Here is a 14,848-nt window from a genome sequence, read left to right on the forward strand (position 1 = left end):
AGCCTGCCGGAGCTCCTCGACGAGTGTCCCGCGCCATCCTCTGGAGCAACCGCCAGGACGTCGAATCGTGCGCGAGCGGCGAGCTGGAGAACATCGCAGGCTCGGCTCCCAAAGTGGCACCTTGAACCAGAACAGGTATCAACGGCGGATATCCACCCACGCCGCGCAGCGAGATTCGTCCAGCCGCGAAGCGTCTTCGTGTTACCATCCAGGACACATTCGTGGTGCGGCCATGCCACGACGTGGGCTGTCGACCGTGCCTGACAGCACCAGAGCACGTCTGACGTCAAGGGGAGTGATGCTGACGATCTCGGGTTATCAAGCGACCGACAAGATCTACGAGAGCGGCAGCTCGCGCGTCTACCGGGGCCAGCGCACCGGAGACGGGCGCGCCGTGATTCTCAAGCTGCTGCGCTCGGACTATCCCAGCCAGGCGGAGCTCACGCGCTACCGGCATGAATACGCGGTGCTCTGCAACCTGGATGTGCCGGGCGTCGTCCGGGCGCTCGACCTGTGCAGGCACGAGAACGGGCTCCTCCTCGTCCTCGAGGATCTCGGCGGCCGCTCGCTGGCGCACCACCTCCACCACCTCCAGGGCCGCCCGTTCGACGCCGCGGCCTTCATCCCGCTTGCGATCCAGATCGCGCGCGCCCTTCAAGAAGTCCACAGAAACGGAATTATACACAAGGATATCAATCCATCCAACGTTGTATTCAACCGCGAGACGGGTGTCGCCAAGATCATCGACTTCGGCATCTCGACGCGGCTTTCACGGGAAGAGCTCTCGATCAAGAGCCCCGCGGTGCTCGAGGGGACCCTCGCCTACATCTCTCCCGAGCAGACCGGTCGCATGAACCGGTCCCTCGATCATCGCACCGATTTCTACTCGCTCGGCGCCACCTTCTACGAGCTCCTCACGGGCGCGCCGCCCTTCAGCGCGACGGACGCCATGGAGCTCGTTCACTGCCATGTCGCGCGCGAGCCCGTCGCGCCGCGCGCGCGATGCCCGAGCGTGCCGGAGGCCCTGTCGGACCTCGTGATGAAGCTCATGGCGAAGGCGGCCGAGGGCCGTTACCGGAGCGCGGACGGCCTCCTTCACGATCTGGAGGAGTGCGAGCGGCGCCTCGGGGCCACGGGCGAGATCGCCTCGTTCCCGCTGGGCCGCGCCGATGCCTCCGGCGAGCTTCGCATCCCGCAGCAGCTCTACGGGCGCCAGAGCGAGGTGCAGGCGCTGCTCGAGGCGTTCGATCGCGCAGCGCGGGGCCGCGCCGAGCTGATGCTCATCGCCGGGTACTCGGGGGTTGGCAAGTCCGCGCTGGCGCACGAGCTGTACAAGCCCATCACCGAGGCGCGCGGGTACTTCGTCGCAGGCAAGTACGACCAGCTCCAGCGAAGCACCCCGTACACCGCGATCACCAGCGCGTTCCGCGACCTGGTGCGGCAGATCGTCGCCGAGCCCGAGGCGCAATTCGCGCTGTGGCGCTCGAAGATCAAGGCCGCGCTCGGGGTGAACGGGCAGGTCCTCGTCGATGTGATCCCGGAGATCGAGCGCATCGTGGGCGACCAGCCGCCCGTCCAGGCGCTGGGGCTCGCCGAGTCCCAGAACCGCTTCGTCCGCGTCCTCCAGAACTTCGTCCGCGTGTTCTGCGACGCCGAGCGCCCGCTCGCCATCTTCCTCGACGACCTGCAGTGGGCCGACGCGGCGTCCCTCAGGGTCATCGAGCTCCTGATGACGGACGCGGAGCTGCGCGGTCTGCTCGTGATCGGCGCCTACCGCGACAACGAGGTGGGGGCCGCGCACCCGCTCTCGGCCTCGATCGCCGCGCTGCGACGGGAAGGGGCGGTCGGTCGGGTGCGCGAGATCTCTCCGGGGCCGCTCGGCACCGAGATGGTCTGCCGGATGCTCGCGGACGCGCTGCGCGCGGACGCCGCGGCGGTCATGCCGCTCGCCGCGCTGGTCACGCGGAAGACGGGCGGCAACCCGTTCTTCGTCAACGAGTTCCTCCGCACGCTGCACCACACCGGGTGCCTGCGGTACGACGCCGGGCTCGCGGCCTGGACGTGGGACGTCGAGCACATCGAGTCCAGGAACATCACGGACAACGTCGTCGACCTGATGATCGGCAAGCTCCGGGAGCTCCCCGAGGACACGCAGCGAGCGCTCATGTCGGCGTCGTGCCTCGGAAACCGCTTCGACCTGGGCAGGCTCGCGGTCATCCGCGAGGAGACGCGCGGCGACGCCTACCGGCACCTCGTGCCCGCGCTGCACGAGGGCCTCATCGTCCCGCTCTCCCCGATGGAGCCCGCGGCTCCCGACGATCTCGCCGCGCCGCTCGTCTTCCCGGACTACAGGTTCCTCCACGATCGCGTCCAGCAGGCCGCGTACGCCATGATCGAGGACGGCGAGCGCGGCGGCCTCCACGCCGACATCGGCCGGCTCCTCCTGCGGAGCCTGGGCGGGCGCGCCCCCGAGGAGAAGGTCTTCGACGTCGTCTACCACCTGAACCGCGGCGCCGACCTGCTGAGCGACGCCGCGGAGCAGCGGCGCCTCGCGGAGCTGAACCTCCTCGCGGGCCGGCGCGCGCTGCTCTCCGCCGCGTTCGACGCGGCGCGCGGCTACTTCGCCCGAGGCCTCTCGCTCCTGCCCGCGAGCGCCTGGCAGGGCGATCATGCGCTGATGAGCGCGCTCCACGTCGGCGCGGCGGAGGCGGCGTGCATGAGCGCCGACTGGGGCGCGATGAAGCAGCTCGTGGACGCGGCCCTGCGCGAGATCCGCGACGTCATGAACAGGAGCAAGCTCTACGAGCTCCTGATCCTCTATCACCACACCCAGGCGGAGTTCCGGAGGGCCGTGGACATCGCCGTGGAGGCGCTCGCGCAGCTCGGAGAGACGTTCCCGGCGAGCCCCGGCATGCAGGATTTCCTCGACGCCTACACGAAGACGACGAAGCAGGTCGCCGAGATCGGCCTCGAGCGCCTCGGCCAGCTCGCCCCGATGACGGATTCCTCGAAGCAAGCGGCGCTCGTGATCCTCCGGCGCGCGATCCATGCATCTTACTTCGCCGCGCCGGAGATGCTCGGGCTCTTCATCTGCCGCGCGCTCGATCTGACGATGGATCACGGCGAGTCGCCGCTCTCGTCCTATGCGCTCGCGGCGTTCAGCGTGCTCGTCAACGCCGGCGTGGGCGACACCGCGACGGGATCCCAGTTCGGTGAGCTGGCGATCGCGGTGCACCGGCGCCGGGACGAGCCGCTCTACAAGGCGAGCGTCTACAACTTCTATTACGGGCTCTCGCGGCACTTCTACCGCCCGGCCCGAGAGAGCCAGGCGCCGCTCATCGAAGGATACCTGAGCTACGCCGAGAACGGCGACGCCGAGAGCGCCGCCTACTGCCTCATCAACGCCTTCGTCTGCGGCGCCGTCTCCGGGCAGAACCTCCTGGAGCTCGAGTCGATGTTCGACAGGTACATCGAGGAGGTCTTCAGGTTCAAGCAGGAGCAGGTCATCAACCAGCTCAGCGTGTGGCGGCAGGTCATCCGGAACCTCACCGGCAGGTCCGAGCTCGCGGCGAGGATCAAGGGAGAGTTCTTCGACGCCGAGCAGGCGCTCCCCGGCCTCTACGCGACAAGGAACTTCAATACCGTCAATTATATTCATACGGCGCAGGCCATGCTCTATTTCGTGTTCGGCGAATACGAGCTCGCTTACAGGCACGCTGCCGAGACGGAGCCGACCCTCGGCGCGAGCACGGGCAAGGTGTTCACGCCGCTGCACACCTTCTATTACTCCCTTGCCATGACCGCGCTCTACCCGGCGGCCTCGCCGGAGGACAAGGCGCGCTACCGCGCGAAGCTGGCGGAGAACCAGGGGAAGCTCAAGGCGCTGTCCGGGACGTGCGCCAGCAACTTCCTGCACCGGTACCTGCTCGTGGAGGCCGAGCTCGCGCGGCTCGACGGCCGCGCGGTCGAGGCCCTGGACCTGTACGACCGCGCCATCGCGTCCGCCTCGGAGCACGGTTACGTGAACGAGGCCGCGGTGGCCTGCGAGCTGGCGGGGCGGTTCTGGCTCGCGCAGGGGAAAGAGAAGCTCGCGCGCGTGTACCTCGCGGACGCGAGTTACCACTACAACCTCTGGGGCGCCGTCCGCAAGGCGCAGGACCTCCAGGAGCGGTATCCGCAGCTCGCCGCGCGCGAGGCGCTCTCTCCGCGATCATCGGAGATCGCGCCCTCGCGGACGTTCGTCACGACGACCTCGCTCGGCGCATCGCGCCTCGACCTGAGGACGGTCTTGAAGGCGGCGCAGGCGATCTCCGGGGAGATCGTGCTCGACAGGCTCCTCGCCAAGCTCATGTCGGTCGCCATGGAGAACGCCGGCGCCCAGCGCGGCTGCCTCGTCCTCCGGGACAGCGACGGCCTGCGGATCGAGGCCGTGGTCGACTGGACGGACGGCCGCGACGACGCGCGCTTCCCGGGGCTGCCCCTCGACCAGGCCGCGGCGCGCGATCGCCCGCTCGTCTGGGCCGCGATCGTGCAGTACGTCGCGCGGACGGGCCAGTGCGTCGTCCTCTCCGACGCCTCGACAGACCGGCAGTTCCAGCGCGATGACTACGTCGCGCAGCGCTGCCCGAGGTCCGTCCTGTGCACGCCCATCATCCACCATAACGGCCTTTACGGGGCCATCTACCTCGAGAACAACACGGCGACCGGGATGTTCACCCAGGATCGGCTGGAGCTCCTTTCCATGCTGTCCTCGCAGATGGCGATCTCCATCGAGAACGCGAGGCTCTACACGGGCGTGGAGCAGAAGGTCCGTGAGCGCACGGCGGAGCTCGAGGAGGCCCACGCGACGATCGTCCGCCTGGAGCGGGAGGCGGTCGAGAACCAGATGGCGGGCGGCTTCGCGCACGAGATGCGCAACGCCCTCTCGGGGGCCGCCATGGTGCTCGAGTCCGTGACCCAGGACGGCGAGACGCTGTGCGCGAGGAACGCGGCCCGGCTCGGCGAGCTCTTCGACCTGCTCAAGGACGACATCCCGCAGGGCAAGCTCAAGGCGGCCATCGCCCATCTGGGCGACGTCGAGGAGGCCGAGGAGACGCTCGACAGCGTGCTCCGCATGGTGCGCGACTGCACGGGGCGCGCGCTGAGCGTCACGAACAGGATCCTGGAGTACTCGAAGCTCGGCGTCGCGCTCGCCGGCAACGAGGTCGTGAGCCTCCGCCGCGTCATCGAGTCCGTCGCGGCGCGGCACCGCGACGAGTTCGCGCGCCAGGGCGTGTCGGTCGAGCTCGATCTCCGGGGCGGCGCGGCGGTCGTCGGGTACGAGTCGCACTTCGACTCCATCGTGAGCAACATCGTCCTGAACGCGCGCGACGCGCTGCTCCTGGTCGGCGATGGCCGCGGCCGGCGGATGCGCGTCGAGACGGTCGACGACGGGGAGCTCCAGGTCCTCACCATCAGCGACAACGCTGACGGGATCTCGTCCGAGGACCTCTCGAAGATCTTCCAGCCGTTCTTCTCGACGAAGCCGACCACCGGCGTGGGCCTGGGTCTCAGCTTCGTCTCCCGCCTCGTCGCGATGTACCGCGGGACGATCGACGTCGAGAGCGACGCGGCGCGGGGCACGACGTTCGTCGTCCGGCTCCCGCGCGCGGCGCCCCACGAACAGCCGCAGCCGGCCGGCACGTCTGCCGGCTGGATCGGCCTCAACCTCTCCGGGAATTGAATGAAGGCGCCAAGATGACATCGGCGAAATTCACCAGGCGCTTCCGCGAGGCTTCGGACGAGGGGCCGGAGGAGCCCAACAAGGAGCGGCCGATCGTGGTCGTGATCGACGACGACCCGCGGATGCGGTCTGCGCTCGCGTTCACGCTGCGGCGCGATTACGACGTGCGCCTGTTCGCGACCGCGCAGGAGGGCATCGCCGCCATGTCGGAGATGGTCAGCCTGGTCATCCTGGATATCCGCATGCCGGGAATCGACGGGCTCACTGCCTACCTGAAGATCAAGGCGCTGTTCCCGAAGGTGCCGATCATCTTCTACACCGCGTTCCAGGACATCCTCGAGAAGCAAGACTTGCTCTCGACCCACAAGGCGTTTGGCTATTTCGACAAGAATGGCGACGTGTCGGGGCTCATGGCGGCGGTAGAGAAGGCCGTCCAGCACCATAGCCTTGTCTCGAGCATGGCGAGCGCGCAGAAGCTGGTGCGCGGGATCAGGCCCCCGGACGCGAGCTGACGGCGCGGTGGCGACAGCATCGCTCAGCGCCCGGCGCGCCGCGGCGCGCGCGGCAGCTCGACAGTGAACCTCGCGCCCTCGCCAAGGCGGCTCTCCACGCGGACCGCCCCGCCCATCGCCTCCGCCGCCTCGCGCACGATCCACAGCCCCAGCCCGAACCCGCTGTAATGGCGCGACGTCGTCGCCCGCTGAAAGCAGCCGAAGATCCGCTCGTGATCGGCCGCCGCGATGCCGATCCCGCGGTCGCGGACGGTGAGGCGCGCCATGTCGCCGGACGCCTCGAGCGCGACGTCGATGGGCTTGCCGCCGCCGTACTTGGACGCGTTGGAGAGCAGGTTCATGATGATCTGCTCGATCCGCAGCGGGTCCCAGCACCCGCTGAGGGCGCTCGGCGCGTCGACGGTGAGCGGACACGCGGCGCGCCGGAGCAGCTCCGCCTGTCTCCCGCCCAGGATGTCGCGGAGGAGCGCGCTGAGGTCGATCTCCTTCGGCGCGATCGTCATCGGCCCCGCGGTGATCTGCGAGATGTCGAGCAGCTCCTCGACCAGGCGGCGCAGCCTGTCGAGCAGCGCCTCCACGGCCTCGAGCTTCGGGATCACCTCCTCGGCGGCCGGCGGCTGCCCCTCGGCCCTCCGGTACGTGCGAAGGAGCGCCTGGACCCGGAGCATCACCGGCGTGAGCGGCGTCTTCAGCTCGTGCGACGCGATGGTCAAGAACTCGTGGCGCGTCTCCTCGACGTGCTTCCGGTCCGTGATGTCCTCCGCGATGACGATGAAGTAGGCAGGCCCCCCGGAATCGTGACGGACCAGCGAGACCGTGACCTTCGCCCAGATCAGCTCGCCGCCCTTCCGGACATAACGCTTCTCCCGCGATGCCGTCTGGACCTCCCCCGACAAGATGCGGCGCAGGTTCTCGAGATCGGCGGGCAGATCCGGCGGATACGTGATCTGCTGGAACGTGAGATCGGTCATCTCCGCGGGGGAGTAACCGACGAGATCGCAGAATTTCTGGTTCAGCCGGAGCCATCGGCCCTCGACCGACACCTGGCCGATGCCGACCGCGGCCTGGTCGAAGGTGGCGCGATAGCGCTCCTCGCTCCTCCTCAGCTCCTCCACGGACCGCTTGCGCTCCGTGATGTCATGGAACGAGGTGACCACCGCGTAGGGGATGACCTCGCCCGCGCGGAGCAGCGGCTGCGAGTTGATGGAGATCCACGCCATCTCGCCCTCCGGCCGGTGGACCCCCATGATCACGTTCTTCTGCGGCGCCCCCGTGCGGAGCGTCACGATGGCCGGGTGGCTCTCGCCGTTGAACGGAGCGCCGTCCTCGTGGACGGCCCTCCAGCGGGGATCGCGGCTCTCCCGGCCCGCCATCTCCGCGGACGTGAGCCCGAGGATGCGCTCGGCGCTCGCGTTGCACGCCTCGATCGTCCCGCCCGCGTCCTGGAGGACGATCCCCTCGTCGAGGGCGGCGATCACCGAACGATAGCGCTCCTCGCTCCTCCGGAGCGCCGCTTCCGTCGCCCGCCGCTCCGTGACGTCGGTGCAGATCATGAGCAGGGTGGCGATGCGGCCGCCGCGCAGGATAGGGCTGATCCGCGCCTCGCAGAGCGCGACCTGACCGTGCTTGCAGGCGATGGCGCACTCGCACCAGTCGGACGCCCCCGACCGCACCACCCGCTCGACGCAGGAGCGGGCCGCCTCTCGCGTCTCCGGGGAAATGTGCTCGTAGACGCTCGTCCGCAGCAGGCTCGTCGAGCTCGCCCTCGGCAGCGCGCGGCCAGAGAGCAGGATCGTGCCGTCCGGGGAGAGCACAAGGATGCAATCGGACGCGCTGTCCAGGATCGCCTGCAGCAGCGCCTCGGCCCCGCCGAGCTCGGCCAGCTGTCGCTTGAGCGCGTCGGCGGCGCCTTCATCCGTGGATTTCCCCAGCGCAGCCACGCCCTATGCATTGTTACCAGAGCTCGCGCGCGCAACCGCGCAGACGGGCTCGCCACCGGCCGGCGCGGCCGCGGTCTCTGCGGTCTCCGGCGTTGTTTCTCGGCGCGCCGAGCGCTCGGCGGGTGGCGAAACGCCGTGCGCGCCATTACGCAAACCTCGGGCGAGGACGATGCGGAGCACACGGGTGAACGGGACTGCCTGCCAGCGCAGCGAGGGCACCACCGCGCGCGGGCAGGCCGAGCCGGCGTTGCGGGAGAGCGAGGCCCGCGATCGCGCGGCCAGCGCCGAGGCCGCACGGCTGGAGGCCGAGGCGGCCGTCCGGCGGAGCGAAGAGCAGTATCGCCTCGTCAACCGCGCCACGAACGACGTCATCTGGGACTGGGATCTGGAGACGAACCGGGTCTACTGGAACGGAGCGGTCATCCAGCACTTCGGCTGCACGCCGGAGGAGCTCGGCGACGGCCCCGAGGGCTGGTACGACCGCATCCACCCGGAGGACAAGGATCGGGTGATCGGAGGGGTCCACGCGGCGATCGACGGCGGCTGCGAGTGCTGGACCGACGAGTACCGCTTTCGCAAGAGCGACGGCTCGTACGCGCCCGTCCTCGACCGCGGGTACATCGGCCGGAGCGCGAGCGGCGTGGCCACCCGCATGATCGGCTCGATGCTCGACCTGACCGAGCGCCACCGGGCCGAGGCCGCCCTCCGCGAGAGCGAGCTCTTTCACCGGCAGACGCTCGAATCGATCCCGGGCATGGTGTTCGCGACCCGGCCCGACGGTTATTGCGAGTTCCTCAGCGAGCAATGGGTCGAGTTCACCGGCTTGCCCGCCGAGCAGCAGTTCGGCGATCTGTGGATCGATGTCCTGCACCCGGACGATCGGGAGCGGGTCTTCGCCGCCTGGCGCGCCGCGGTCGGGGGGCTCGCCCCGTACGACCTGGAGTACCGCGTCCGGCGGCGCGACGGCGGATACCAGTGGTTCAAGGTGCGCGGGCGGCCCATCCGCGACGCCTCGAACCGGATCGTCCGCTGGTTCGGGATCGCGATCAACATCCACGATCTCAAGCTGGCAGAGCAGGCGCTGCGGGACGCGGACCGCCGGAAGGACGAGTTCCTGGCCATGCTCGCCCACGAGCTGCGCAACCCCCTCGCCCCCGTCCGCACGGCCGCCGCGATGCTGCGGCGGGTCGGATCGGCGGATCCCGTGCAGCGGCGAGCCCGGGAGGTGATCGATCGCCAGGTCACGCACATGGCCCGGCTGATCGACGATCTTCTCGACATCTCTCGCATCGCCCGCGGCAGGATCCAGCTCCACAAGGAGCGCTGCGATCTCGTCCGCATCGTCCGCCAGACCGCCGAGGATTACCGGGCCAACCTCGAGGTCGCCGGCGTGGCGCTGAGCGTGATCGCGCCGGACGAGCCGCTCTGGGTCGAGGGCGACGACACCCGGCTGGCGCAGATGCTGGGCAATCTGCTGCAGAACGCCGGCAAGTTCACCGACGCGGGCGGACGCGTGAGCGTGCGCGTCGAGGCGGGCCTCCCGGGGCCCGGGCGCGACGGGGGCGTGTTTGGACAGGCCGTCATCACGGTCGAAGACAGCGGCGTCGGGATGGATCCGGCGCTGCTATCGCGCCTCTTCGATCCGTTCAGCCAGGCGGAGCAGGGGCTGGCGCGGAGCAAGGGCGGGCTCGGGCTCGGCCTTGCGCTGGTGAGGGGGCTTGTCGAGCTCCACGGCGGGACGGTGGCGGCCCACAGCGACGGGCCCGGCCGCGGCTCGATGTTCACCCTGAGGCTGCCGCTCGCGGCGCCGATCGCCCGGGACCAGTCGGCCGCCTCGGATCGGGACGAGGCCAGTCGCCACGGGGTGCGCGTCCTCGTGATCGAGGACAACCACGACGCGGCCGAGAGCCTCGAGATGCTCTTGACCCTGAGCGGCTACGAGGTGGAGACGGCGTTCGACGGCCCGACCGGCCTGACGGCGGCCCGGAAGCGCCCTCCGGATGTGGTCCTGTGCGATCTCGGCTTGCCGGGCGGGATGGATGGGTACGACGTGGCCCGAGCCATCCGCGCCGAGCCGTCCCTCGCGTCGACGCGCCTCGTCGCCTTGAGCGGTTATGGTCAGGACGAGGATCGGCGGAGATCGCGAGAGGCGGGCTTCGACAAGCACCTCGTCAAGCCGGCCGAGGACACCGCGCTGATGGAAGCCCTGTCGGCGGGGCGCCGCGAGATGCGCAGCACGGCGAGCCCGCTCCCGCGCTGACCCGCGGCCCCGCGCAGCGCTGCGCCGGCGCTCGCCGTGGCAGGCAGCGCCGTGATCTGTGTGCGCCATTTCACCCGCGCGCTCGCTGCACCCGGGACACAGGGCGCGCGTCGCGCCCGCAAACGCTCCCGTGGCGCGACTGTGGCGTGATGGAGCCGACGCTGTTGATATATCCTCCGCTCTGTGGCGCGGAAGAGCCCGAGCTTTGAACGCCTGCTCACGGACCGCGAAGGCTCGATCTTCGACCTGCGCCGGCGCGGAGCGCGCGCCTCGCGCCCTCCGCCCTCCGGGCCCTCTCCCGGCGCGGCAGCGCGGCTCCCGCCCTGCCGGCGCTCGATCCACGTGGGCCACGTGGGCCGCGCGCGCCGCGCCGGCCGGAGGGCGGCTCTCCTCCTCGGGCGGAAGGCATGAAACCCCTGCGCGCGTTCGATAGCAGCGGGCGCTTCGTGATCCGGCGCCAGCTCGGCGCCGGCGGGTTCGGCGTCGTCTATGAGGCCCTCGATCGGCGCTACGGCTGCGTGATCGCGCTCAAGGCCCTTTACCAGTCCGAGCCGACCGCGCTGCTCCGCTTCAAGCAGGAGTTCCGGCACCTCGCCGACCTCGTGCACCCGAACCTGGTCACCTTGCACGAGCTGCTCTCCGACGGCGGGGCGTGGTGCTTCACCATGGAGCTCATCGACGGCGTCGACTTCCTCAGCTTCGTCCGCGTCCCGCGGTTCGCCCCCGGCGCGCACGCGGGGTCGGAGACGCTCTCCGCCGAGCTCGACCCGCTCGAGGACGGCGCGCCGCCCGAGCCGAGCACCGAGCGCATCCCCCGGTCGGACGAGGGCACCGAGGCGCTCGCCGCGGCCGACGGCGCCCGCGCGGGCCCGGACGACGTGACGCGCGCGACGCCGGCGAGCTCCGCGTCCCCGTCATCGCGGCGGGCCGGCGATCGGCCAGAGCGCGAGCCCGCGCCGCACGGCGCCCCGAGGCGGGCCCTGTTGCTCGATCCGCAGCGGCTCCGCGCCGGCTTCTCGCAGCTCGTGCAGGGGGTCTGCGCGCTCCACGCCGCCAACATCCTCCACCGCGATCTCAAGCCCTCGAACGTGCTCGTCACGCGGGAGGGCAGGGTCGTGCTGCTCGATTTCGGGATCGCCAAGGAGCTCAGGCCCAGGCAGCCCGAAGGCGCCGCGGAGCGCGAGGATCTCGTCGGAACGCCGGCGTACATGCCGCCGGAGCGGCTCGCCTCGGCGCCCGAGACGGCGGCCAGCGACTGGTACAGCGTCGGCGTGATGCTCTACGAGGCGCTCACCGGAGCGCTGCCGTTCTCGGGATCGGTGCTCGACGTGATCTCCGCCAAGCTGTGGACCACGCCCCTGCCGCCCTCGCTCGCCGTCGACGGCATCCCGCGCGATCTCGACGACCTCTGCGCCGGCCTGTTGCAGCGCGACCCGGCCGCGCGCCCGTCGGGCGCCGAGATCGTGCAGCGGCTGCGCGGCGAGCGCGCGGCGCACCCGGTCAGCGCGTTCCTCCTGCCCTCGCCGGGCCGCTTCCGGCTGGTGGGCCGCGAGCGGGAGCTCGGCGCGCTGGAGGACGGGTTCCGCGAGAGCGCCGCCGGGCGCACGCTGGTCATGCTGGTCGCCGGCCCGTCCGGGATGGGCAAGAGCGCGCTCGCGTCGAGCTTCCTGCAGTCGCTCCACGACCGCGGCGCCGCCACCGTGCTCCTCGGGCGCTGCCACGAGCGCGAGTCCGTGCCGTACAAGGCGCTCGACAGCCTCATCGACGCGCTCTGCGAGCACCTCCGGCGGATGCCCCCCGCGGAGTCGGCCAGCGTCCTCCCCGAGGACATCCACGCCCTCGCCCGGCTGTTCCCGGTGCTCCGCGCCGTCGCCGGCGCGGAGGCCGCGGCCGTGCCCGCCGCCGCGGCGCCGGACCTGCGGCAGGCGCGCTGGCGGGCGTTCCAGGCGCTCAAGGAGCTCTTCCGCCGCCTCGGGGCGCGCCGGCCGCTCGCCGTCTGCATCGACGATCTGCAGTGGGGCGACGCCGACAGCGCGCGCCTGCTCGTCGAGCTGCTCTCGCCCCCGGACGCGCCGCGGCTCCTGCTCATCGTCTGCTACCGGAGCGACGCCGCGGAGCCCTGCGCGCTCGTCGGCGAGCTGCGGCGGCTCTCGGCCGGGTGCGGCGCCCGCGAAGGCGTCGAGGTCCGCGAGGTGCCGGTCGAGCCCCTCTCGTACGATCAGTCGCTGCGGCTCGCCCTCGATCGGCTCGGGCCCGGCGCCGGCGCGCGCCTGGGCCTCGATCGCGCGCAGGACATCGCCCGCGAATCCGAGGGAAGCCCCTTGTCGGTGAGCGAGCTCATCCAGTATTTGTGGAACCGCGACGGGGGCGAGGTCGCACCGTCTGGGGGGGGAGGCGACATCAGCCTCCGGCGTGTGATCATGAACAGGATCGACGAGATGCCCGAGCGCGCGCGGCGCCTCATGGAGGTCGTCGCGGTCGCCGGTTGCCCGATCGAGCAGGAGATCGCCTTTGCGGCCGCGGAGCTCGGCGACGACGCGCTCTCGTGCCTCACCCCGCTCCGCGCCGCCAACCTGCTGCGGATCACGGACGCGCGCGGCGCCCCGTGCCTGGAGACGTCCCACGATCGCATCCGCGAGGCGGTCGTCGCCGGCCTCGACCCGGTGGCGCTCGCCGCCTGCCATGCGCGGCTGGCGCGCGCCTTCGAGGCGACGGGGCGCGCCGACCCGCAGGCGCTCATGGTCCATTTCCACGGCGCCGGAGAGCTCCTCGCGGCGGCGCGGCACGCGGTCGCCGCGGCCGACATGGCGAGCGCCGCGCTCGCCTTCGACCGCGCGGCCGAGCTCATCGCGCAGGCGCTCGCGTGGGGGCGCGGCGGCCCCCTCGACACGCCCGCCGCGCGGCGCGAGCTCCAGGTCCGGCGCGCGACCGCGCTCGCGAACGCCGGGCGCTGCGGCGAGGCGGCGCCGCTCTTCCTCGACGCCGCGACGGGCGCGCCGCCCGCCGAGGCGCTCGAGCTGCGCCGGCGCGCCACCGAGCAGTTCCTCGTCGGCGGCCACATCGAGGAGGGCACCCGCGTCCTCGTCCCCCTCCTCGCCGAGGTGGGCCTCGCCTATCCGGTGGCGACCGCGCGGGCCGTGCTGACCGTGGCCGCGCTCTACGGCCGAATCCGGCTGCGCGGCCAGCAGTTCCGGGAGCGCGCCGCGGCCGAGCTGCCGCCCGAGGTCCTCACGCGGATCGATCTCTGCCTCTCGGTCAGCAAGGCGCTGACCGACGTCGATCCGCTGCGCTCGACGGTGTTCCTGTTCCGGAGCTTGCTCTTGTCGCTCGACGCGGGCGAGCCGTCCCGCGTCGCCGTGGGCCTCGCCGCGTTCGGGCTCATCTCGGCGTTCCAGGGCACGCCGCAGGCGATCGCGCAGGGGTCGACGCTGCTCGCCCGCGGCGAGGCGATCGCGGAGCGGCTCGCCGATCGGCAGCTGCGCAGCGTGATCCGGATCTACACCGGCACCGCGTTCCTGGTGCGCGGGCAGTGGCGGGAGGCGCTCGAGCACTACGACGTGACCCGCCGCCAGCTCGAGGAGCACTGCGTCGGCGTCGAGATGGAGCGCAACCTGACGCAGGCCGGCGCGATCGTGGCGCTGGAGGCGCTCGGGCGGCTCGGCGAGCTCGCGGAGCGCACGGCGACCTGGCGCCGTGGCGCGGCCGCGGTGGGCAACCTGTTCGCGTCGGTGTCCGCGACCATCGCGTCGGCGGTGCCGCTGCTCGCGGCGGACGACGCGGGCGAGGCGCGCCGGTGCGTGCGCGAGGTGGTCGCCCGGTGGACCCGGGGCGCGCTCCACGTGCAGCACATGTACGCGCTCCGCCTCGAGGTCCAGGCCGATCTGTACGACGGTGCGGCCGACGCGGCGCGGGCGCGGCTCATGGCCGAGTGGGGCCGCATCGAGCGCTCGCAGCAGCTGCGGGTCCAGCCGGCGCGCATGGACATGCTCCTCCTGCGCGGCCGGACGGCGGTCGCGGCGGCCTCTGCGCGGCGCTCCGGCCGGGAGCCGCTCCTCCGGGAGGCCGAGGCGGACGCGGCCCGCCTCGAGCGCGAGGTCCGGCGCGACGGCGCGCCCCTCGCGGCGCTTCTCCGGGCGGGGGTCGCCCGGCTCCGTGACCGGCCGAGCGAGGCGCTCGCGCACCTCGGCGAGGCCGCGCGCGGCTTCGACGCCGCGGAGATGGCGCTCCACGGCGCGTGCGCCCGCCGCGGGCGGGGGGAGCTGCTCGGCGGCGACGTCGGCCGCGCGCTCATCGCGCAGGCCGACGAGGTGATGGCCCGGCAGGGCGTCCGTCGCCCCGATCGATGGACCTCGCTCTATCTGCCGGGCTTCGGCGGCACGGTGAACCAGGCTTGAGGGTGATGACATCGACGACA

The 14,848-nt window shown here is 71.5% G+C and carries 5 protein-coding genes; 4 read left to right on the forward strand and 1 reads right to left on the reverse strand.

Annotated features, from left to right (window positions below; genetic code table 11):
- Positions 1–298: 298 nt before the first annotated feature.
- Positions 299–5,722 (forward strand): trifunctional serine/threonine-protein kinase/ATP-binding protein/sensor histidine kinase, encoded by a 5,424-nt coding sequence (locus WME90_RS13855; protein ID WP_437281578.1) that lies wholly within the window; start codon positions 299–301, stop codon positions 5,720–5,722.
- Positions 5,723–5,736: 14 nt separating this feature from the next.
- Positions 5,737–6,234 (forward strand): response regulator, encoded by a 498-nt coding sequence (locus WME90_RS13860; RefSeq protein WP_437281579.1) that lies wholly within the window; start codon positions 5,737–5,739, stop codon positions 6,232–6,234.
- Between the two features lie 23 nt (positions 6,235–6,257).
- Here WME90_RS13860 and WME90_RS13865 read toward each other — a convergent pair whose 3' ends face one another.
- On the reverse strand, positions 6,258–8,174 hold the full coding sequence (locus tag WME90_RS13865; protein WP_437281580.1) for a PAS domain S-box protein: 1,917 nt from the start codon (positions 8,172–8,174) through the stop codon (positions 6,258–6,260).
- A 184-nt stretch (positions 8,175–8,358) separates the two neighbouring features.
- On the opposite strand from WME90_RS13865, the gene WME90_RS13870 reads away from it, so the two are divergent.
- Together WME90_RS13870 and WME90_RS13875 are read left to right on the forward strand one after the other, a co-directional pair.
- Positions 8,359–10,434 (forward strand): hybrid sensor histidine kinase/response regulator, encoded by a 2,076-nt coding sequence (locus WME90_RS13870; protein WP_437281581.1) that lies wholly within the window; start codon positions 8,359–8,361, stop codon positions 10,432–10,434.
- Positions 10,435–10,841: 407 nt separating this feature from the next.
- The gene (locus WME90_RS13875) at positions 10,842–14,828 is read left to right on the forward strand and encodes a serine/threonine-protein kinase (protein WP_437281582.1); all 3,987 of its coding nucleotides are present in this window, start codon (positions 10,842–10,844) and stop codon (positions 14,826–14,828) included.
- The last annotated feature ends 20 nt before the right edge of the window (positions 14,829–14,848 follow it).

It is taken from the genome of Sorangium sp. So ce375 (assembly GCF_051473855.1).
In the GTDB taxonomy this organism is placed as follows: Bacteria; Myxococcota_A; Polyangia; order Polyangiales; family Polyangiaceae; genus Sorangium.